The 19,678-nt window shown below is 59.3% G+C and carries 18 protein-coding genes and 1 pseudogene; 5 read left to right on the top strand and 14 right to left on the bottom strand.

Translation table 11 applies throughout. The features are described 5' to 3' along the window. Window positions 1-4: 4 nt before the first annotated feature. From ACK3CV_RS16835 to ACK3CV_RS16800, 8 genes are all read right to left on the bottom strand, one after another. Window positions 5-1,393 carry a Tle-like phospholipase domain-containing protein gene (locus ACK3CV_RS16835; RefSeq protein WP_239504630.1) on the bottom strand — a complete coding sequence of 463 codons (1,389 nt, stop codon included), beginning with the start codon at window positions 1,391-1,393 and terminating at the stop codon, window positions 5-7. Between the two features lie 338 nt (window positions 1,394-1,731). Then, window positions 1,732-2,811: an LPS export ABC transporter permease LptG gene (gene lptG / locus ACK3CV_RS16830; protein WP_164140945.1), complete on the bottom strand. Its 1,080-nt coding sequence runs from the start codon at window positions 2,809-2,811 to the stop codon at window positions 1,732-1,734. Beyond that, on the bottom strand, window positions 2,808-3,878 hold the full coding sequence (lptF, locus tag ACK3CV_RS16825; protein WP_033647969.1) for an LPS export ABC transporter permease LptF: 1,071 nt from the start codon (window positions 3,876-3,878) through the stop codon (window positions 2,808-2,810). Before lptF ends, lptG begins: the two co-directional genes overlap by 4 nt. A 28-nt stretch (window positions 3,879-3,906) precedes the next feature. Next, a complete protein-coding gene (locus tag ACK3CV_RS16820) occupies window positions 3,907-4,473 on the bottom strand; it encodes a YtfJ family protein (RefSeq protein ID WP_033635227.1) in 567 nt (188 codons plus the stop codon). Window positions 4,474-4,493: 20 nt separating this feature from the next. Beyond that, window positions 4,494-5,363: a hypothetical protein gene (locus ACK3CV_RS16815; RefSeq protein ID WP_164140943.1), complete on the bottom strand. Its 870-nt coding sequence runs from the start codon at window positions 5,361-5,363 to the stop codon at window positions 4,494-4,496. Beyond that, a complete protein-coding gene (locus ACK3CV_RS16810; RefSeq protein WP_004935553.1) occupies window positions 5,360-6,697 on the bottom strand; it encodes a lipopolysaccharide biosynthesis protein in 1,338 nt (445 codons plus the stop codon). The genes ACK3CV_RS16815 and ACK3CV_RS16810 overlap by 4 nt, the downstream gene beginning before the upstream one ends. Before the next feature lie 72 nt (window positions 6,698-6,769). Next, window positions 6,770-7,564 (bottom strand): nucleoside/nucleotide kinase family protein, encoded by a 795-nt coding sequence (locus ACK3CV_RS16805; protein WP_164040474.1) that lies wholly within the window; start codon window positions 7,562-7,564, stop codon window positions 6,770-6,772. 30 nt (window positions 7,565-7,594) lie between these two features. Continuing rightward, window positions 7,595-8,320 carry a nucleoside/nucleotide kinase family protein gene (locus ACK3CV_RS16800; protein WP_164040488.1) on the bottom strand — a complete coding sequence of 242 codons (726 nt, stop codon included), beginning with the start codon at window positions 8,318-8,320 and terminating at the stop codon, window positions 7,595-7,597. 372 nt (window positions 8,321-8,692) lie between these two features. Between ACK3CV_RS16800 and ACK3CV_RS16795 the strand changes: the two genes are divergently transcribed. Then, complete coding sequence (locus ACK3CV_RS16795) at window positions 8,693-9,424, top strand: nucleoside/nucleotide kinase family protein (protein WP_041035915.1); 732 nt, start codon at window positions 8,693-8,695, stop codon at window positions 9,422-9,424. A gap of 70 nt (window positions 9,425-9,494) precedes the next feature. On the opposite strand, the gene spt is transcribed toward ACK3CV_RS16795, so the two are convergent. Genes spt through ACK3CV_RS16775 form a run of 4 tightly spaced genes read right to left on the bottom strand, consistent with a single transcriptional unit; the run spans window position 9,495 to window position 13,596 of the window. Then, window positions 9,495-10,667 (bottom strand): serine palmitoyltransferase, encoded by a 1,173-nt coding sequence (spt, locus tag ACK3CV_RS16790; RefSeq protein ID WP_033635222.1) that lies wholly within the window; start codon window positions 10,665-10,667, stop codon window positions 9,495-9,497. Further along, a complete protein-coding gene (locus ACK3CV_RS16785; protein WP_015378483.1) occupies window positions 10,654-10,914 on the bottom strand; it encodes an acyl carrier protein in 261 nt (86 codons plus the stop codon). Before ACK3CV_RS16785 ends, spt begins: the two co-directional genes overlap by 14 nt. Window positions 10,915-10,945: 31 nt before the next feature. Further along, window positions 10,946-11,860: an NAD-dependent epimerase/dehydratase family protein gene (locus ACK3CV_RS16780; protein ID WP_060451701.1), complete on the bottom strand. Its 915-nt coding sequence runs from the start codon at window positions 11,858-11,860 to the stop codon at window positions 10,946-10,948. Continuing rightward, the gene (locus tag ACK3CV_RS16775) at window positions 11,857-13,596 is read right to left on the bottom strand and encodes a fatty acyl-AMP ligase (protein WP_164140941.1); all 1,740 of its coding nucleotides are present in this window, start codon (window positions 13,594-13,596) and stop codon (window positions 11,857-11,859) included. The genes ACK3CV_RS16780 and ACK3CV_RS16775 overlap by 4 nt, the downstream gene beginning before the upstream one ends. Window positions 13,597-14,333: 737 nt before the next feature. Here ACK3CV_RS16775 and ACK3CV_RS16770 point away from each other — a divergent pair. The 3 genes from ACK3CV_RS16770 (at window position 14,334) to psrA (ending at window position 17,035) form a co-directional block, all read left to right on the top strand. Next, entirely contained in the window at window positions 14,334-15,458 is a 1,125-nt protein-coding gene (locus ACK3CV_RS16770) for an N-acetyltransferase (RefSeq protein ID WP_164040472.1), read from the top strand. 99 nt (window positions 15,459-15,557) lie between these two features. Continuing rightward, window positions 15,558-16,043, top strand: coding sequence for a diacylglycerol kinase (locus ACK3CV_RS16765; protein WP_239504629.1), 486 nt, complete (start codon window positions 15,558-15,560; stop codon window positions 16,041-16,043). Between the two features lie 92 nt (window positions 16,044-16,135). Further along, on the top strand, window positions 16,136-17,035 hold the full coding sequence (gene psrA / locus ACK3CV_RS16760) for an L-proline-binding transcription factor PsrA (RefSeq protein WP_164040469.1): 900 nt from the start codon (window positions 16,136-16,138) through the stop codon (window positions 17,033-17,035). Here the strand turns inward: psrA and ACK3CV_RS16755 are convergent. Both ACK3CV_RS16755 and ACK3CV_RS16750 read right to left on the bottom strand, forming a co-directional pair. Beyond that, window positions 17,010-17,816 (bottom strand): substrate-binding domain-containing protein, encoded by an 807-nt coding sequence (locus ACK3CV_RS16755; RefSeq protein ID WP_164040468.1) that lies wholly within the window; start codon window positions 17,814-17,816, stop codon window positions 17,010-17,012. The genes psrA and ACK3CV_RS16755 overlap by 26 nt on opposite strands. Window positions 17,817-17,843: 27 nt before the next feature. Further along, the gene (locus ACK3CV_RS16750; protein ID WP_164040466.1) at window positions 17,844-19,139 is read right to left on the bottom strand and encodes an MFS transporter; all 1,296 of its coding nucleotides are present in this window, start codon (window positions 19,137-19,139) and stop codon (window positions 17,844-17,846) included. A 438-nt stretch (window positions 19,140-19,577) separates the two neighbouring features. Here ACK3CV_RS16750 and ACK3CV_RS16745 point away from each other — a divergent pair. Then, window positions 19,578-19,678 (top strand): annotated as a pseudogene (locus ACK3CV_RS16745) (type II toxin-antitoxin system RelE/ParE family toxin); the annotation flags it as partial.

The raw sequence follows: 19,678 nt of genomic DNA, 5'->3' as shown, positions 1-19,678 counted from the left end.
TTGCTCATATTCTCCCCCTGATAGTGGCGACATCCTCGTCTTTCTGATCTTCAATCAACTTTATTGTCTGGTCTATACCGTGTTTATCGAGCAGGGTTCCTGTCCCTCCGGTAAGAGTGTGCGGTATGCCAGCGGCATCAGGCACCGCCAGTGATGACCACTCTTTCAAGGTGAAAGGCAATGCTACGCCCCAGGGTTTTTGTAAAGAATCGGGTAGGGCATTTTTTATAAGCTCATAGTCACTTTCGTTATTAACCTCCTGTAACGTGGTTAATAGTTCTCCTTCAACTCGATAGGCCTGTATGTTCTTGGCTGAACCAATCATTTCAGCTCCGTATTTCCCTACAGTTCCATGATGGAGCCCGGCTGCATTAAACGTCCAGGCGGGTTTTCCACTGGTCATTGATGCAGCTGAGGCCATTCCCCCGCCCAATGAATGACCAGAAATATCGACACCGGAGGAGTTCTTTACTTGTAATCCTATCTTAACCGCCTGTTTATAATAGTCTGAGCTCGTCCCCATCCCCTGAGCACCATTATTTATCCAGTCATTCACATTTTTAATTCCTGACAAATCGCCCCTAAGGGCCTTTTTGGCGGCGCTGCCGATTCCCTCCGGGAACTCTGGCGCTCTTGAGCCTCTGAACACGACTGTCGGATTCATCTCTTTACCAAAAATACTGTTGTTAGGTTGATATACCCTTGCCAAAAAATCCGGCGATTCATCTCTGTCGAAGAGCATATTTCTGTTTAGCCCAATTTTACTCAGGGCCGCATTATCGTTACTGATATCTTTCCAGCCCTCGGGAACGCCGGGTGTATCCTTTAGCGGATTCGTGGTCTTGTAGATATTCTCCGCCAGCTTTGCCTTCTCGACGGCGACATTGTTTGCCGCCAGGCGTTCCGAGGCGATTCGGGCGTCCGGGTAGATACTCCGTTGCCCGCGGCCAATGAGGTATTTTCGCTCCTGCCAGCGTTGCGCTTTGGTCAAGGGGCCAGACACGACCGACTGTGAGGCTCTTCCACCTTGCGCCGGGATATCCGGACCAAGGGCCGGTTTGGCCCGCGTGACTTGTGCGGGGAAGACGGACGGGCGCGCCCGGCGGCCGCCATAAGACTTCACGGCCTCTTCGTACCGCTTCACTATCTTGTCCACCGGGTAGTTGGGCTCTTGTCTTCCCTGCGGTATCAGGTAGCCGTCGATGTCGGCGTAAAATGGCCCCATCGTCGCCAACACGCCGGGCCGGGTTTCGACCGCTACGACAACGCCGCTCATCAGGTCGCTCTGCACTCTTGCGCGCAGGTTAGAGCTTATTCCGTTTTGCGTAACGCCGACTTCACGGCGGATCCGTTCGCCACCGCGAAAACCAGAAAAAAAGCGACAGAATGTCATTGTCCGGCATGTATGAAAGGCCGTGACAGGCGCTGGAAGGGCTGACTATACGGGGGAATTCATCAGGTGAAATAATATCATCGGCGATATACAGCAGTTTCAAACGGGAAAACATAGTGTGTCTCTTCCTTTGCTTGCTGCGTCTTGGCCTGTTCAGGCGGGCGCTCGCACTCCTTGCACTCGATGGAGCCCTGAGGGGCATGTTATCGAACGGCAGTCAGCGATAGCTAACGGCGCATAGGACACCAGATAAGGGATGATAACGGCTCAGGCCAATTTGTAAAGCCGGCCAAAGGTTAACCGGAAAGTTCTTGTTTTCCAAAGGCTGCTGCGGGTTTTTAACCCCGCCGATCAAACCGATAAACCAGCACTAACGCCAGCGCCAGAAGTAAAAGCGGCGGGGCGAGGGCGGTGAAGGGCGCGTTGAGGGCGAACAGCAACCCCAGATTGAGAACGATCTGGTAAGCGATGTAGGTCAGCAACCCGATGATGACGCCAAGCGCTAACCGGCTGCCCATGCCGGGGGCGCGTGGAGCGGTGAAGGTAAACGGGATGGCCAGCAAAATCATCGCCAGCACCAGCAGGGGCTGGCCGAGTTTTTTCCACAGCGCCAGGCGGTATTCGGTGCTGGGCTGCCCCGAGCCCTGCAGGTAATCGATATAGCGCTCCAGCTGTTGCAGCGAGAAGCTGCCGGCCGGCAGGGTCAGCTCTTTCAGGCTCGGCACGGCGAACAGCGAGCGCCAGAGCAGGCTATCTTGCCGATTAATCGTCTCCTTTCTGCCTTGCCAGCTTTTCTGCATCACGTTGTGCAGCAGCCAGTTGCCGTCGGCGGCGGTGCTGGCGCTGTCGGCGTAAATGTAAGACTCCAGCGCGCGGTTGGCCTGATAACGGAAGATCTCAATGCCGTGGGGCTGGTCGTTCTCATCGACGGTCTTCACTGTCACAAACTCGTTGCCGCGCCGCGCCCACAGCGGGTTCACGGTCACGTCGTTATCGTTCGACTGCGCCAGGGCGTTGTTCTTCATCTGCAGCGCGCGTTGCTGCAGCGGCGAGGCCGCCCATTCATCGAGGGCGCCGAGCGACAGGTTCATCAGCAGCCCGGCGGCGAGCATCACCAGCGCGATGCGGAATATCGACATCCCGGCGGCGCGGATCGCGGTCAGCTCCAGGGTTTTAGATAGCTGCCCCAGCCCGACGATGCCGCCGAGCAGCGCGATAAACGGCCCCAGATCGACCAGGCTGCGCGGCAGGGTCATCACGGTCACCAGCAGCGCCTGCTGCCAGCGGTAGCCGCCCGGGGTCACGTCCTCCAGCTCGTTGATCAGCGTAAAGGTGGTGAACAGCGGGATGAGCAGCCCGGCCGCGGCGGCGAAGCCGATGAACACGTTGCGGATCAGGTAGCGGCTAAAAATAGTCATCGGGAGGGTTTCCGCAGCAGGGATAAGTCGCGCGCCAGCAGCAGGGCGATGCCGGCAGCCATCGCCAGCGGCACCAGCCAAACGCCGGGGATCGTCGGCACAGAGCCGTTGGCGACCAGCGTGCGGCAAATGTTGCCGCCATAGAAAATCACGGTAAACAGCACCGTCAGGGGCAGCAGCGCGGCGTAGCGCCCCTGCCGCGGCTTGATGCGGCTAAAGGGGATCGCCAGCAGCACCATCAGCACGGTGGTCAGCCCGCGGCTTTCGCGCCATTGCAGTTCGGCGGCGTCGCCCGGATCGGCGGAGCGCGCCAGCTCCGCCGGCGAGGCCGACTTGTGCCGGCTCTCGGCGCTGGGCACGAACGGTTTGAGCGCGATGTCGAAGTTGTCGTAATTCTGCCCGTTGTCGTCGGTGCCCTGGCGATCCAGCACATAGGCGGTGCCGGTTTTCAGCCGCACGGCGGGGCTGGCGGGGGAGGCGTCGAGCACCTCCACCGACTGCGCGCGGTACAGGTTGGTATGATGGCCGCCGCGCACATAAATCAGGGCATCCGTCAGATGGTTGGCCGTTTTGTCGACGTGGTTGGCGAGGATCATGCGGCCGTTGCCGCTGACGTTGAATTTGTCGGCCTGCAGGTGGCTCACGTCCAGCACCGACTGCGACTCTTGCTGCAGCTGATAAATATTGGCGTACGCCCAGGGCCTGCCATACAGCGACAGCAGCGTGACCGCTATCGCCAGCGGCACGGCCAGTATCAGCACCGCCTTGTACAGCCGCAGCGGGCTGGCGCCGGCGGCCAGCATGGCGGTGATCTCCGCATCGCTGTACAGCTGGCTCAGCGCCACCGCCACCGAAACATACAGCGCGACGGGCAATATCATCTCCAGCGCGATCAGCGATTTATAGAACACCACGTCGGCCACCACCCGCAGCGCCAGCGTGCCGTTGGCGGCGTCGGTCAGGTAGCGCTGGGCGGAGTAGCTGGCGAACATGAAGATCAGAAACCCGGCGATCATCATCACCAGGCGGCGGATCTCAACCGTGATGTAGCGTTCAATCAAAGACATGCGTCATCGGCTCCCGGCGGCGTGCGCTTCATGGCGTCTCCCGCGCGATCAGCGCGCGCAGCAGGGCGATCACCTGGTCAACTTCCTGCGGGGTGAGTGCGCCGTCCTTCGCCCACTGCACGCGCCCGGCCTGGTCCAGCACCACGATGGTGGAGCTCTCCTCCGGCAGCCGCCAGGCCATGCGCCCCAGCCCGTCGCTGTCGACGATGAACTGCGCCCAGGGGTAATTCCGCTTGTTTTTCTCGATCTTGCCGCGCACGAAAAAGCCGGAGCCCGGTATCGCGTCGTCGGTGTTGACGATGGTGGTGGGCTGGAAGCGATCGCCCGGCAGGTTCGCGTCCTTGACGGCGTTGATCAGCAGCGAGTTCTTCTTCTTGGCGGAGGTGCGCCCGGCGATGTATTGGATCACCCGCACTTTGCCCGCCAGTTTTGCGCTGTTCCATGGCCGGTAGCTGAAATCGCCGTTGCGCAGCAGCAGTTCGCCGCGATCGGCGATGGCGATCGGTGCCACCGGCCGGCCCTGCACGAAGTTATGCGCGGATGCCGCCAGCGGCGACAGCAGCAGCGTGAAGATCAACAAGCGACGCAACGTCATCATGGCTCCTTGCAACGCGCTTATCTGCCCGCCGCGACGGCCAGCGGGGAAAACGACAGCGGAAAGCGCGCCAGCAGCAGCTCCAGGCGCTGGCGAATGTCGATATCCAGGATCGCCGGCCGATCGTAGATATCGCCGCCGGCCAGCTTGTCCGCCACCATCACGTCATGCCGGTCGCCCATCAGGCCGTTAATCGCCGCCAGGAAGCGCGAGATCTGCCGGGCTTCGCGATTGTCGGGATCGATCGATCTCAGCGTGTCGTAAAACGACACCTGGCGGCTGACGATTTTGCGCACGTCGTGAAACTGATGCCCGGTCAGCGCCGGGCCGGCGATCAGCGTCTGCAACTGGCGCATCTGCTCCTGGCGGTAGGTGATAAAGCCCTGTGCGCTTTCCAGCCGGGTGTGGCGTAGCGCATAGCGCACGTACGACCACACCGGCTTGCTGAGCAGCAGCCGCAGCAGGTTGCCGTACAGCGTCAGGTTCTTCTGGTTGCCGTTGCGAAACGCGTCCTGAAAATGGCCGAGCACCACGGTGGTGGTGTGGAACAGGCGGTTGGCGCGGTGGGGCGCGCCGTACAGCTGCTGGGCGAAGCGCAGATGCTTGTAGCGGGCGCGGATATATTTGTAGCGCATGCGGGTGGGCGCCGCCAACTGCGGGTCTTGCAGGAAACCGTTCACCAGTTGCAGCAGCTCGCGGCGGGAAAAGCCGTCTTCCCAAAACTGCAGGCACAGCGCGTAGTTGTCCCGGATGCTCTCGGGGGAGCATGCCAGATCGATCTGCTGCGGCAGGCTGATATTCGCCTCAACCAGGTCGTCTTCTTCCACTGCGACAAACAGCGCCTGGGTGGTTTCGGTGGAGAACTTCTTCCAATTCGTGATAGCGGTCATTGATTACTCTCTTTGGGCACATTCAGCCCCAACATAAAGCGATTGCGGTAGGCGCCGATCGTCGGTATCAGGGATAACAGAACGTCTAAACATTGCCCCAGTAAATAAGCGAAGGCGGCGCCCTGCACGCCGAAGGCATACGCCATCGACACCAGCAGCGCAATGTAGGCCGCCGAGGCCGTCGCCTGCGCGATCAGGAAAGCGCGCTGCTTGCCTGCCATAAACAGTAAGGATTCCTGCGGGAAGCCCATCATGGAGACGATGATCGCGCCCAGCATGATTTGAATCAGGTCATAGGCTTCCAGGTATTGCTGCCCGAACACCGCGGAAATGAGCGGTTTACCCACCAGCAGCATCAACACCGCGACGGCCAGGCCGATGCCGCCGGCCAGCAGCGAGGAGCGCAGGCCCAGCAGCCACGGGGTCTTGGTGCGCGGATCCAGGCGCATGATCTCCGGATAGAAGCTTTTCTCCAGCAGCTTGGCCGGGGTGCCCGTCGCATCGAAGAAGGTCATGGCGATCTTGAACAGCCCGGCGGCGGCTGGCCCGAGCACCACGCCCACCAGCACGGTGGTGCAGGAGTTGCGTGCGGCCCAGATGGTGTGGGCGATGTTGGTGGTCCAGACGAAGTTCCAGGCGCCCTCGATGCGGCGCGCGACGTTGAACAGCCGTGGCCTCAGCGCGCCGTGGATATCGCGGCGGCGCAGCTCGCGCGCGGTGAACCACCAGAACAGCGTGCCGCCGATCAGGTTAGAGGCGTACCAGGTGACGATAAAGCCGGGGAATCCCAGATCGAAATAATAGGAGATGACGCTGCCCACCGCCTGCAGGAACGGCTTGATCGCCTGCTGAATGGCGATGAGATCGAAGCGGTTGAAGGCGCGCAGCACGCCGGTCGGCGTGGACGAGGTCATCGACGGGATCAGGGTGCAGTACAGCATGGCGAGCCAGAAGCTTTCGCTGTCCAGCCCCAGGGCGTGAGACAAGAAAGGCAGCATGATCATGCCGCCCAGCACGGCGATGACGCCGCTGGCGATATCCAGCCCGAAGGAGAAGGCGACGACGTCGCGGAAGCGCCCGGTGTTTTGATGCTCCAGCGCCGGGGTGCCGAATTGCACCACAAACTGCCAGGTCTGGAATTTGATGAAATCGCTGACCGCTTTGGTATAGGCCTGGATCACCACCAGCACGCCGAACATTTCAGGCGACATGCCTTTACCGGCGCAGGAGAGCGCCAGCAGGCCGAGCAGCGCGCTGGCCACGCTGCCGGAGCCTAAGTAGGCGGCATTACGTAAAATGGAGCGAAACGCGCCATCGGAAAACCACCGTTTCATAACCCAAACCAGCCGTTATCGTTGTTTTGCTGCATCTTGTGTTCCGCTGTCATGCGCTTGCCCTGTATGCGTTTAATAAACCTGAGTTTCTTCGCCGGCGTTTTCGCCGGGTTGCCCGATGTCGCTCTGTGGGCGCTTGGCGGGGTTCACCACGGCGGAAATGGCGTTGAGCGCGTTGCTCAGCACCTCGTCGTAAGGGGCTCTGGCGTCCAGCTCGATGATGCGCGCGCCGTTGTACTGCAGGCGCACCATGGCGGAAATCTTGTCCTCCAGCTCTTCATAGCTGTGATCGGGCTTGCGGGAAAACGCCGTATCGACGTCGATATCGAGGCGAATGATCAGCTCCGGCCGATAGACGGCCATGCGTTGATATAAACGGCGTTCGCGCGCCGCCAGGCGGCTCAATAGCCAGCCTTTTGCGCGTTCCACGCCGATGCCGGGCCCGTCGTAATAAAAACCTGAAATTTCCGCCTGCGGGTAACGGTCACTGATCACCAGCACGCCGCTCTGCGCCAGCTGCCGCACCTTGCGCAGGTTGGATGCGCGCCACAGCGAAAAGCCGTACATGATCAGCGCCGCCCACAGCGCCGGCGGCCTGTTGCTCATGCGCTGGGTTTTATCGGATTTGGCCGCCAGGCGCCGTTCCAGCCACACGCCGATGAACGGCAACTTCTTGATTTTGTCGCCGTCTTCGCCGGAGATCAGCCCCAAATAGCGCCGCTCCGTGGGGCGATGTTGCTGCAGGTTCTTGACCAGATCGGCGGTCAGCGTGGACTTGCCGGTGCCGTCGCTGCCCACCACGGCAATCAGCCCGGTGATGCAGGCGGAAGAGGTATTCTGTTCGGCGGTGAGTTTATTTTTTTTCATCTGTTTCGGTACGAAAAGGTTATTTGGCGGCTAGGCATTGGCGGCCCTCAGCGATATTTTAACGGCGCGCAGAGACTCGTCGAAAATACGATTGGCCGGCTCGCGGCCGTCTAAATCCAATATGTTAGCGCCGTTAAACGTCAGGTGCGGGATGACGGCGATCTTTTCGCGCAACGCCGCCAGCGAGTGATCGGGTTTGCGTGAATAGGCCGTTTGTTCGTCAATATCCAGCCGAATTAATAATAAGGGCTGATAAGACGCCATCCATTGGTAGAGGTTTTGTTCGCGCTTTCTCAGCCAGCGGATCCAGCGATTGCCGCCGGCGGTTTTCGCCAGCTGCGGGCCATCGAAACGAAACCCCGCCACTTCGGCCTGCGGATAACGATCGGTGATCAGTAATGCGCCGCTGCGGCTTTTCTTCAGCATGCGACGGAATTTATAAACGCGCCAATAGGAGAGTAAAAAAATCACCAGCGCCGTGGCATTATCCGGCGGCGTGGAAGGGCGCTCATGCACGCGCTCCGACTTCTTCAATAAATAACGCCCGAAGGTGGCGCCAATAATCGGCAGCGAACTGATCCATTCGCCGATACGCCCGGAGGACTGGCCGAGATAAAGTAGTTCGGCAGGTTCTTGCGGCGATAAGGCGTTGACCAGGCGGGCGGCTAACGTGGATTTTCCCGAGCCGTCACAGCCGGTTATCGCTATTACGCGCACGGGCGAGCGATCAGATGAAGGTCTTATCTGCTGACTCACAATAATTGATCCAATGCGAAAAAAACTATTGTATTCCAATACGCCTTGGGTTCAAGATATTTATTGTGCTTTGCTGCGATAAAATAATGAGATTGCTATTCCTGTTCGTTATTTGAATTGATATTTATAGCGTTCGTTCTTGTTATTTTGTGCTAATTGTTGGTGCGTGGGCCGGTTTCGCTTTTTATGTTAATTTCCGGCCGGGCTCACGGCGAAAAAAGAGCAGGATTTTCAATTTTCGCTTAATGTTTTGTGCTTTTTTGGCGTCGCGTTACGGAAAATTTTTTCCACGCGGCCGCCACGGCAATGATAAGCGGTAGTTCGCTTCAAATATGGCACGCCGTTTCTGGTGTATTGAAAGAGAGTCTTATTATGAGTGCAAAATTTCCGCCGCTGATTGCGGTTATCGGCAGCGACGGATCGGGTAAGTCCACCGTTTGTGAACATCTGATCGCGTATATGAAACATTATGGCCCGGCGGTGCAGGTGCATCTGGGCAAACAGGCGGGCAACGTCGGCCGCGCGGCGGCGAAGTTGCCGCTGCTCGGGCGCTCGGTGGGTAAGGCTATCGAGAGCAATACCAAAAAAGTCAAAACGAAAAAATCCCGCATTGGCCTGCTGCCGTCGGCGGTGATCATCGCTTTCGTGGGGCGGCGGTTGCTGCGGTTTCGCCGCATGCTGGCGTATCGGCGGCAAGGGTTCATCGTGTTGACCGACCGTTTTCCGCAGGCGCAGATCCCCGGCGCTTACGACGGCACGGTTTTTCCCGTTGACGTTGAAGGGAGCCGTTTCGTCCGTTGGCTGGCGGCGCGCGAGCGGGCGGCGTTCCAATGGATGGCGGGGCAAAAACCGGATCTGGTGCTCAAGCTGAATGTCAGTCTGGCGGTGGCCTGCGCGCGCAAACCCGATCACCGCAAAGCGGCGCTGGAGAAGAAGATCGCCGTCACGCCGTTATTGACGTTCGAAGGCGCCGACATCGTGGATCTCGATGCCGATCGGCCGATCGAGGAGGTGCTTTCGGCGGCGGAAAAAGCCATCGCGGAATTTATGGCGGCGCAGGGTTATCGCTATTCCGCTGATGAAGTATCAACGGCTGCGCACTGAGGCGCGCATCGGTTCGGCAGGGCGGCGATGCCATTTTCGGCACCGCCGCCGCGGCCGAGAGGGAAAGGCCTTATTTTTTCAGCGCCGCAAAGGCGCGCACGATGGTGTCGATCTCTTCATCGCTGTGCGCGGCATTGACGCTGCAGCGCAGCAGGGTGACGCCCGCCGGCGCGGCCGGTGGCAGCACCAGGTTTACATACACGCCGTGGGCGATCAGCTCGCGCCAGAAACGTAGCCCTTCTTCCTTCGAACCGATCATCACCGGCACCACCGGGCTGATGCGCGGCCCCAGGGTATATCCCAGCTCGGCGAGGCCGTGGTACAGGCGGTGCGCGTTGCTCCACAGCTTTTCCCGCAGTTCGGGATGGCGCGCGATTTTTTGCAGCGCCGTGCGCACTGACGCGATGCTCGACGGCGACGGTGACGCGGTAAAGATATACGGCCGGCTGCTGTAGCGCAGCACGTCCATCCCCTTGCCGCCAACGGCGAAACCGCCGATCGAAGCCAGGCTTTTGCTGAAGGTGCCCAGGATGATATCCACGTCTTGCTCGACGCCTAGCGCTTCGGCCAGGCCGCGGCCGTGCTCGCCCATCACGCCGAAGGAGTGCGCTTCGTCGACCAGCAGATACCCGCCGAGCCGCCGCTTGATGTCGACGATTTCCACCAGCGGGGCGACGTCGCCCAGCATGCTGTAGATGCCTTCCACGATAATGATCGCCTCGCGCGCACGCTCGCCCAGGCGCAGCATGCGGCGCTCCAGATCGGCGGCGTCGTTGTGGCGGAAGCGAATAATCTCCGCGCCGCCGAGGGCGCAGGCGTCGTAAATGCTCGCGTGGCTGTCCGCGTCGATCAACACCACGGCGCCCGGTCCCGCCAGCGTGCTGATGACGCCCAGGTTGGCGGTGTAGCCGGTGGAGAACACGATGGCGCTGGGGCGATCGAAGAATTCCGCCAGCTCCCGCTCCAGCGTCAGGTGCGATCCGTAGCTGCCGTTCGCCATGCGCGAGCCGGTGGTGCCGGTGCCGAGCGCGGCCAGGGCCGCCTGGCCGGCGGCGATCGCCTGCGCATCGAACGTCAGGCCAAGGTAATTATTGGTGCCGGCGAGGACAATCTTTTGATCGCCGATGCGGCCCTGGGTGGCGGAATAGACTTCGTCGATACAGGTGCCGAACGGATTCAGACCGGACGTTTGAAATTGTTCGCGGTCATTGGCGAGGCGCGCAAACTTATCATACAGTCCCATGGTTTTTCTCCAGATAAGGGCGCAGCGCGTCAAGCAGTTGCTCAGGCGTTCTGACATCAAGCAATATATTGATAGGAATGGAGATATCTAATTCATCTTCCAGCATCATCAGCAGATCCAGGACTCTGATGGATTCCAGGCCAAGATCATTGACGAGATCGCTATCAGGTTTTATTTCCACTCCGCCTTCGACGATACCTTGCAAACACGTCAGGATATAATCCATTACAGCATCGCGATTTAGCATAAGAACGTTGACACACCTCTATTTGGAATAATTAAAACAGCCCTTCGCGCAGTGCGCGCTCCAAACTTACCTGTGGAAACCAATTAATCTGTTGCGACAGCGCGTGATTACTGGCGGACCAGTCGTGATGGGTTAATTCGCGTATTTTGCTGCGCGTCAGCATCGGCTCCTGTTTGACCAGGCGGTTCCACACCACGCTGATATCCGCCAGGGCTTTCAGCAGCGGCAGCGGAATGCCCACCAGGCGCACCGGCCCGTGACGCACGGCGGCGCCGATGTCCCGCAGGCGCAGCCAGTTATAGCCTTCGACCACACCGTCGCACAGTTCGTAAATATTCGGCTGCGCGGGTTCGGCCTGTACCCATTGGCTGACCGCCTTGGCCAAATCGCTCACGTGCAGAAAAGAGAGCCTGGCGTCAGGCGCGCCCAGCCGGGGCAGCACGCCGCGCAGCAGGCCGTTGAACAGCGGTTTCAGCTCTTTATCGCCGGGCCCGTAAACCGCCGTTGGGCGGAAAATCCCCAGCGCGATATCGCCGCTGGCGGCAATGAGTTGCTGCTCGGCGGCCTGCTTTGAATGGGCGTACCACGACAGCGCCGGATGGCGGGCCGCCAGCGACGACATGAACAGGAAGCGACGGCAGCGGCCGTTCTGTTTGGCCGCCTGCATCAGGTTCAGGCTGCCGGTCACGTTGCAGCGGGTGAACACCGCTTCCGCATGCCCGCGCACCTGGCCCGCACAGTGCACGACGCACTCCGCGCCGCGCACCAGCTCGGTGAGCGAGGGCCGATCCTCCAGCGCGCCGGGGATCCACTGCAGGTTGTCGGCGGCGGCTTTTCCCGCGCGCCGCGTCAGGGCGCGCACGTTAAACCCTTGCGCCAGCAGTTCCTGGACGATGTGCCGGCCGATAAAACCGGTCGCGCCCGTCACTGCCACCGTGCCGCTCATTGCGCGAAACCGGCCAGCTGCGGCATGTGCGGGTAGAGCGAGGCGCTCAGCCAGCGTTTTTTGGCCTCCGCGCGCGCGGGTTTGCCCGACGACGTGCGGGGAATGCTGTGCGGCGGCAGCAGCTCGATGTCCACCGCGATGCCGAACTCGCTTTGAATGCGCGCGCTCAGCGAACGCACGATTTGTTCCCGGCGTTCTTCCGAGCTGACTCGGCACTGGATTTGCAAAATGATCCTGGCCGCTTCGTCGTGCTCTTCGGTTACGAAGGCGATCGCATCGCCGGAACGGATTTCCGGTTCGGATTCCGCGACGTACTCGATATCCTGCGGCCAGATATTGCGGCCGCGAATGATGATCAAATCCTTCTTGCGGCCGGTGACGTACAGATAGCCGTCCAGCAGGTAGCCCAGATCGCCGGTATCCATCCAGCCGGTCACCTGAATTTGCTGCTGGGACTCGTCGTCGCAGAAATAACCGTTCATCAGGCTGGGGCCGGAGATCGTGATATGGCCGACCTGGCGTTCCGGCAGCGGTTGCCCGGTTTCGCTGCGGATCTCGATGCGGTGGCCGGGCAGCGCTCGGCCGCAGTTGACGAAGGTCGAGACGGCGCGGGTTTTCTTGCCGGGCGCGACCGCTTTACCCTCGTACTCCAAAATATCGCGGTCGACCGCGTTGGTTTGCGGGCCGGAGCAAGGGTCGGAAAAACTCACCGCCAGGGTGTTCTCGGCCAGGCCGTAGCACGGCATGAAGGCTTTGCTGTCGAAGTTGATGCTGCTGAAGTGTTCGCCGAACTGGCCGAGCAGCTCGGCCGGGATCGGCTCGGCGCCCACGCCCGCGACCCGCCAGCTGGAAAGATCCAGATCGACCAGCTCTTTGGCGTTGCTGCGGCGCAGGCACAGATCGTAGCCGAACGGCGGGGCGACGGACACCGTGCCGCGATTTTTGGCGATCAGTTTCAGCCACTGCATCGGGCGCATGGCGAAATCTTGCGTGCGCAGATAATCGACGGACAGCTGGGTCGCCACCGGCGTCAGCAGGAAACCGACCAGGCCCATATCGTGATAGAAGGGCAGCCACGAAACGCAGCGGTCGCCCGCGCGCAGCTTGATCCCGTCGCGACTGATCGCGTTCAGGTTCGCCATTGCCGCCCGCTGGGTAATGATCACGCCGCGCGGAAAGCGGGTGCTGCCCGAGGTGTATTGGAGATAGGCGATGTCGTCGGGCGAAGGCGCCGGCAAGGCGATCTCCGGCTCCGGCAAGGCGTTAAAATCCGCGTCGCTGAGGATGTGCAGCGCCGAGGTGTTTTCCGTGGCTGAGGCGATCAGCGGCGTCCACTCTTCGCTGCTGACGATCGCCGCGGGGTTGCAGCTGGCGATCAGCCCCTTCAGCTTGGCGGTGTAGGAGTCGCGCTGGCCCACGCCCATCGGGATCGCCAGCGGCACCGCCACCAGGCCGGCGTACTGGCAAGCGAAAAAGGCTTCGACGAATCCCGCGCTGGTTTCAGCGATCAGCGCCACGCGATCGCCTTTCTTGAGTTTCAGGGACAATAAACGCCGCGCGCCCGAGATCGCTTTTTGCTGCAGCGTGCGATATTCGAGAACGGTCACGAGTTGATTGCGACGGTCGTAAAAATTCATTCCCGTCTTGCCCAGCGCCGCGTAATCCAACGCGTCCACTAAGGTGGGGAAGTCCGCATAGCGCATGGGAAGAGAATGAACGGAACTTGTTTCAGACATAGACAAACTTAGCCATAGATTAAAAATCACCAAAAGAGAAAATCACTCTTGGCGAGGTAATTGATGTTTTACTATGAATAGGTTTTGAATAAGTTTGTTATTCAACCATCTTCATTCCGCGAACAGCGTATATTGCCGTGCTTGAGGGCACGCCGGTTATTAACCGGTCAGAGCGTGAGTAGCCCGTGTTATCAGCCTTGAGCGGCACCCTGGCGATATACGAGAGACTATTGTAATATCCGGGCTGCGCCGTTCTTTAGCCTGTCTCTTTCGGGCAGGAAATAACTGTCGGCTCATAGGTTATGACCTCATGCATGGCTATCTTGGAACTTAAACACTTCCTAAACAGTATGCCGCAAGAAATCCAAAAGTGAACGATTCATTTAAGGCTAATCTTAAAAAGAGCATTAAGTGGTAAAGATGGCGGCACACCTCCTGATTAAAGTCGGTACACTAAAAGCGGCGAGTTTCTTTTGCCGTAACAGCACGAAATAATAAAAGAGCACCATTAGCGTAGCCTGGCTGCGCCGCTTTCTGTTTCCTTTTTTTATCAATTACGGACATCACAGGGTGAATGTCGGGCGCAATAATGCGCTGTTTCACAGGGGGTAATATTCGGTTTTTCTTATCATTGAACCGGAGGCAATACACAATCCAATAAATGAGAACAGCATAAAAAATGCTAAAGGCGTTGTCGCGTGCTTATTTAATTATTTTATTAAAACGTAAGGCTATTTATGATCCGTGTTGAGAAAGTTCTGAGTAAACGCGAACTTAAAGAATTTATTGCTTTCCCCTCGCAACTGTTTCGCGATGATCCGAACTGGATTGAGCCGCTGCATGTAGAGCGCGAAGAGCATCTGTCAAAGAAGAATCCCGGCACCGACCATATTGAATGGCAGGCATGGGTGGCCAAAAAACAGGGCAAAGTCGTTGGGCGCATCACGGCGCAAATCGATGCTCTGCACCGGGAGCTGCATGGCGAGGATACCGGCCACTTCGGCATGATTGACGCCATTGACGATCCCGCCGTTTTCAGCACCTTATTCACGGTGGCGGAGGAGTGGCTGAGGTCGAAAGGCGCGCGCAAAATCACCGGGCCGTTCAGCCTCAATATCAATCAGGAAAGCGGCCTGTTGGTCGAAGGGTTCGATACGCCGCCTTCCGCCCTGATGACGCACGCGAAGCCCTACTATGCGGCGCAAATAGCGCAGCAGGGCTACAGCGAAGGGATTGATTTGCTTGCCTATTGGATGAAGAGAACCGACCTGCATTTTTCGCCGTCGTTAACCCGGATGATGGATCAGGTGCGCAAAAAGGTGACCGTTCGCCGCCTCAACCGCAAGCGCTTTCGCGAGGAGATGCAGGTGCTGCGCGAGGTGTTCAACTCCGGGTGGCAGCATAACTGGGGGTTTGTCCCGTTCACCGAGCACGAGTTCGCCACCATGGGGGATCAGCTGAAGTTCCTGGTGCCCGACGATATGATCCATATCGCCGAGGTGGATGGCGCCCCCTGCGCCTTTATCGTCGGCCTGCCGAACATCAACGAAGCGATTGCCGATCTGCAGGGGCGGTTATTGCCGCTTGGCTGGGCGAAGCTCTTGTGGCGGCTGAAAGTCAGCGGCGTGCGCACCGCGCGCGTGCCGTTGATGGGCGTGCGCCAGGAATATCAATTCAGCCGCATCGGGCCGATTATTGCGCTGCTGCTGATTGAGGCGCTGCGCGAGCCTTTCGCTAAGCGCAATATCGACGCGCTGGAAATGTCGTGGATCCTGGAAACCAATACCGGCATGCGGACGATTTTAGAACGCATCGGCGCGGTTCCCTATAAGCGCTACCGCTTATACGAGAAAACGCTTTAACCGGCTGATAACGCATCGCCTTTTCACGTTCTCAGAATAATAACCGCGCCGGGGCATTTTCGGGCGGTGCCGTTTCAGGGGCAGGGTGACGGCGCGTGAGTGAATGCATCGTCGCTGCAAAGAGAACGGTTAAGGCCTTTAATTAATAAACTCGAGATAAATTCACGCCGCGTGATTTATTCGCGAGTGATTGTGGCAGTATTGACGAGAGCTGATTGCATGCCTGTGGAAAAGAAAAAAGGAATAAGCCGATTAACCTACAGCATAAGGAATTCCTGGGCCGGATTTATTGACGCCGTGCTTACCGAAGATGCGTTTCGCCAATTATTGGTTATTAACGCCATTTTACTGGTTGTTACATTTGGTTTAGATATTACAAATATAGAACGGCTGTTATTAATCGCCTGCAGTTTTCTGCTATTGGTGGTTGAGCTGCTTAATACGGCGATTGAAACCGTGGTCGATCGCATTTCGCTGGAATTACATCCGTTATCCAAACGCGCTAAAGATCTGGGCGGCGCTGCGCAGCTGGTGGCGGTGGTGATGACTATCATTATTTGGGGAATGGTGCTGCTGGGGCGATAAGGGCTTGGGTGGCTCAATTGCCAGGCCGGTTGCCGTGGCGCTATAAGCGGTTATCATCGATGTTTTGCGTTCAGCAAGGAGAGTCGGCCGCTATGCCCGTGAATTTTGATCTCAACGATCTTTATGCCTTCCGCGCGCTGGTGGAGTACGGCAATTTTCGGCTGGCCGCGGAGTCCATCTGCCTGTCGCAGTCGGCCCTGAGCCGCAGGATTGAGAAGCTGGAAAACGCGCTGGGCAGCAAACTGTTCGATCGCACCACCCGGCGCGTGACGCTGACGCTGTACGGGCAGGCGTTTGCCGAGCGTTCGGATCAGCTGCTGATGAATGTCGAAGCGGTGTTGGCCGATATCGATAAGGTCAGCCAGGAGCGTACCGGGCTGGTCACCGTCGCCACGGTGCCGTCGGCGGCCTACTATTTCATGCCCGACGTGATACGCCGTTTCCGGCTTCGCTATCCGCGCGTGCGCGTCAAGCTGATCGACGGCAGCGCGGGCAATGTGATTGAGGCGGTCACCGGCGGCCAGGCTGACTTCGGCATCTGCTTTGCCGGGCGGCTGCAGCCTAACCTTGAATTTGTGCCGTTGGTGGGTGACGTTTACGTGGCCGCCTGCCGGCGCGACCATCCGCTCGCCGCTAAAAAGAGCCTCACCTGGCGGGAATTTTATCAGCAGGATTACGTGTCGCTGGATAAAACCTCCGGCAATCGCAATCTGCTCGATCAGCGCCTGGAACACCTCGTGCCGGAGCGCCCCAGCGTATGCGAAACTCGCCATGTGACGACCATGCTGGGCATGGTTGAGGCGGGCATCGGCATTGCCGCCGTGCCCGCCATGTCGATGCCCGCTTCAGAGCATTCGGTGTTGACCTCGGTGCCGCTGGTTGATCCGGTGGTGAAACGCACCGTGGGCCTCATCAGACGCGGCGGCCGCATGCAGTCTTTCGTCGCCGCCGAGCTGGAAAAGCTGATTACTGAACAGTATCACTCTGCTTGACCGGCTGCGGCGCCGGCACGGTTCGCATGCCGGTCGCGCGAATGGTCGGCTGCGCCTGAGAGGAGGCGAGGAAGTCCAGCAGCGCTTTGCCTTCGCGGCGGTGCTCCGCCTTGGCGGTTACCGCACCGGCGAAGCGGGTGATGTACTGCACGTTTTCCGGCAGCTCGCCGATAAAGGTAACGCCCGCCACGGGCAGCAATTCGCTGACCTGCTGGAAGCCCAGCACATATTTCCCTTGCGCCACTTCAGAAGCCACCGGAATGCGCTCAACCACGTGCGCTTTTCCTTTCACCTGTTCCTCGATGCCCAGCTTTTTGAACAGTTGGCCGCTGACGTAGCGGCCGCTGGCGCTGTCGGAATAGGCGAAAGAGTCGGCTTGCAGCAAGGCATTGCGCAGCTCGGCATCCGTTTTTATCGCCGGCTTGGGCGCGCCCTGTTTCACCACCATGCCGATCGGCGAATCGGCCAGCTCCACGCGCGAACCCCGCTGGATCCAGCCGCCTTTGTCCAGTTGGGTCAGCGCGTCGCCCACCATGATCACCACATCGGCTTGCTCTCCGCGCGCCAGCCGCGCGGGGATAGCCTGCGGCGTTTTCCCCATGGAAGGGCCGGACACCAGAATGATTTTGTCGCCGCTTTGGGCTTCATATTCCGGGGCCAGTTTCTCCAGCGCGGCCTTGAAGCCGCCGGAGATCATCACGGTCACGTCTTTGGCCAGCGCCGCGGTGCTGAAAGAGGCGCACACCAGCGCGGCGAGGATCGAACGAGTGAGTTTTTGCATGGCATGATTCCTTATGGCGATGGCGCGTTAGCGCGCGGTTTGCAGCGGCATGGCGATGCGGCGATACAGATACAGCGTCGCCAGCAAGGCGCACAGCGCGGCGAAGCTCATCCAGTAGCCCGGTGAAGCCTTATCGCCGGTGTATTCGATCAACGCGGTGGAGATCACCGGCGTAAAGCCGCCGAACACCGCCGTCGCCAGGCTGTAGGCCAGCGAGAAGCCGGCCACCCGCACTTCCGTTGGCATGATCTCGGTTAAGGCCGGGATCATCGCGCCGTTGTAGAGGCCGTAAATGAAGGACAGCCACAGCAGCACGGCCAGCATCATGCTGAAGCTGGGGGCGGCGGCGAGCAGGCTGAGCGCCGGGTAGGCGGTGGCCAGCGTCAGCAGCGTCATGGCGACCAGCACCGGTTTGCGGCCGAAGCGATCCGACAGCGCGCCGCCGATGGGCAGCCAGATGAAGTTGGAGATCGCCACCAGTAGGGTGACCAGCAAACTGTCGGAGGCGCTGAGCAGCAGCACCTTTTTGCCGAAGGTTGGCGCATAGACGGTGATCAGGTAAAACGCGGTGGTGGTCATGGCGACCATCAGCATGCCGGCGATCACCACCGGCCAGTTTTTCAGCAGGGTTTTAAACACATCGCGCATCGCCAGGTGGTGGCGGCGGGCGGTAAATTCCTGCGTCTCTTCCAGCTTGCGGCGCAGGAGGAAGATGAAGGGAACGATCAGGCAGCCGAACAGGAAAGGCAGGCGCCAGCCCCATTCGCGAATGGCGCTTTCTTCCAGCGCCGCGTTGAGCGCGAAGCCCATGGCCGCCGCCACCATGATCGCCACCTGCTGGCTGCCGGACTGCCAACTGGTGTAGAAGCCCTTACGGCCCGGCGTGGCGATTTCGGCCAGATAGACGGACACGCCGCCCAGCTCCGCGCCCGCCGAGAAGCCTTGCAACAGGCGCCCGCACAGCACTAGCAGCGGCGCCCAAAGCCCGATGCTCTGGTAAGAGGGGATCAGCACGATCAGGAAGGTGCCCGCGGCCATGATCGACAGGGTGACGATCAGCCCTTTGCGGCGGCCGACTTTATCGATGTAGGCGCCCAGCACGATGGCGCCAATGGGGCGCATCAGAAAACCGGCGCCGAATACCGCGAAGGTCATCATCAGCGAGGCGAACTCGCTGCTGGCCGGGAAAAAGGTGTGTGCGATGTAGGTGGCGTAAAAGCCGAACAGAAAGAAGTCGAACTGTTCCAGAAAGTTGCCGGAGGTGACGCGCAGGATCGCGCCGGCTCTGGCCCGGGTGGTCATGGGTGAGGTAGAGGAATGCATCTTTATCTCCAGTTTGTTATGGGCGCCTGACGCCGCGCCTGTTGCTGAAGACTCGCTCAGGAAAATAAACTAAATAAGCGCAATAAACGCATGGCGCGATGCGTGTGGCGCATCAATCGCCGTTAACAATGTTGCCTAACCTGATGTAACGTGGCGTTAACAAACTTATCGCTCACCGCCCGCGGCGCAGAGCGCTGAAAACGTTATGCGCATTTTGTGACAGGGTTCATAAAGGGGCGGCGGGAAACGCCCCGTGCCTCTGACCGATTGTCCGTTACCGCTCGTAAAAAGGTGAATGTCTCGCACTGCGTTTGCAAAATGTCCGGATGTACGTTCAGCCTTGCAGTAACCACGAATGCTTTTGCATGCCATTCTGACGCCTCTCTGCTATAGCTTTACATCTATATAGTTGTTGATCTATATTTGCAGGGAGGTCCCGTGTGGGAAATTAAAACAACGGATGCGTTTGATAACTGGTTTAGCTCACTCCACGATGCCGATCGGGCTGGCGTGCTTGCCGCATTGATGATCCTGCGGGC

The organism is Serratia sp. TSO36 (assembly GCF_057808395.1).
This window is presented reverse-complemented; position numbering and strand designations above follow the sequence as displayed.

Coding starts and splice junctions, on each gene's coding strand:
- ACK3CV_RS16835 (WP_239504630.1), bottom strand. CDS start 1,393: ATGACATTCTGTCGCTTTTTTTCTGGTTTTCGCGGTGGCGAACGGATC.
- lptG (WP_164140945.1), bottom strand. CDS start 2,811: ATGACTATTTTTAGCCGCTACCTGATCCGCAACGTGTTCATCGGCTTC.
- lptF (WP_033647969.1), bottom strand. CDS start 3,878: ATGTCTTTGATTGAACGCTACATCACGGTTGAGATCCGCCGCCTGGTG.
- ACK3CV_RS16820 (WP_033635227.1), bottom strand. CDS start 4,473: ATGACGTTGCGTCGCTTGTTGATCTTCACGCTGCTGCTGTCGCCGCTG.
- ACK3CV_RS16815 (WP_164140943.1), bottom strand. CDS start 5,363: ATGACCGCTATCACGAATTGGAAGAAGTTCTCCACCGAAACCACCCAG.
- ACK3CV_RS16810 (WP_004935553.1), bottom strand. CDS start 6,697: ATGAAACGGTGGTTTTCCGATGGCGCGTTTCGCTCCATTTTACGTAAT.
- ACK3CV_RS16805 (WP_164040474.1), bottom strand. CDS start 7,564: ATGAAAAAAAATAAACTCACCGCCGAACAGAATACCTCTTCCGCCTGC.
- ACK3CV_RS16795 (WP_041035915.1), top strand. CDS start 8,693: ATGAGTGCAAAATTTCCGCCGCTGATTGCGGTTATCGGCAGCGACGGA.
- spt (WP_033635222.1), bottom strand. CDS start 10,667: ATGGGACTGTATGATAAGTTTGCGCGCCTCGCCAATGACCGCGAACAA.
- ACK3CV_RS16785 (WP_015378483.1), bottom strand. CDS start 10,914: ATGCTAAATCGCGATGCTGTAATGGATTATATCCTGACGTGTTTGCAA.
- ACK3CV_RS16780 (WP_060451701.1), bottom strand. CDS start 11,860: ATGAGCGGCACGGTGGCAGTGACGGGCGCGACCGGTTTTATCGGCCGG.
- ACK3CV_RS16775 (WP_164140941.1), bottom strand. CDS start 13,596: ATGTCTGAAACAAGTTCCGTTCATTCTCTTCCCATGCGCTATGCGGAC.
- ACK3CV_RS16770 (WP_164040472.1), top strand. CDS start 14,334: ATGATCCGTGTTGAGAAAGTTCTGAGTAAACGCGAACTTAAAGAATTT.
- psrA (WP_164040469.1), top strand. CDS start 16,136: ATGCCCGTGAATTTTGATCTCAACGATCTTTATGCCTTCCGCGCGCTG.
- ACK3CV_RS16755 (WP_164040468.1), bottom strand. CDS start 17,816: ATGCAAAAACTCACTCGTTCGATCCTCGCCGCGCTGGTGTGCGCCTCT.
- ACK3CV_RS16750 (WP_164040466.1), bottom strand. CDS start 19,139: ATGCATTCCTCTACCTCACCCATGACCACCCGGGCCAGAGCCGGCGCG.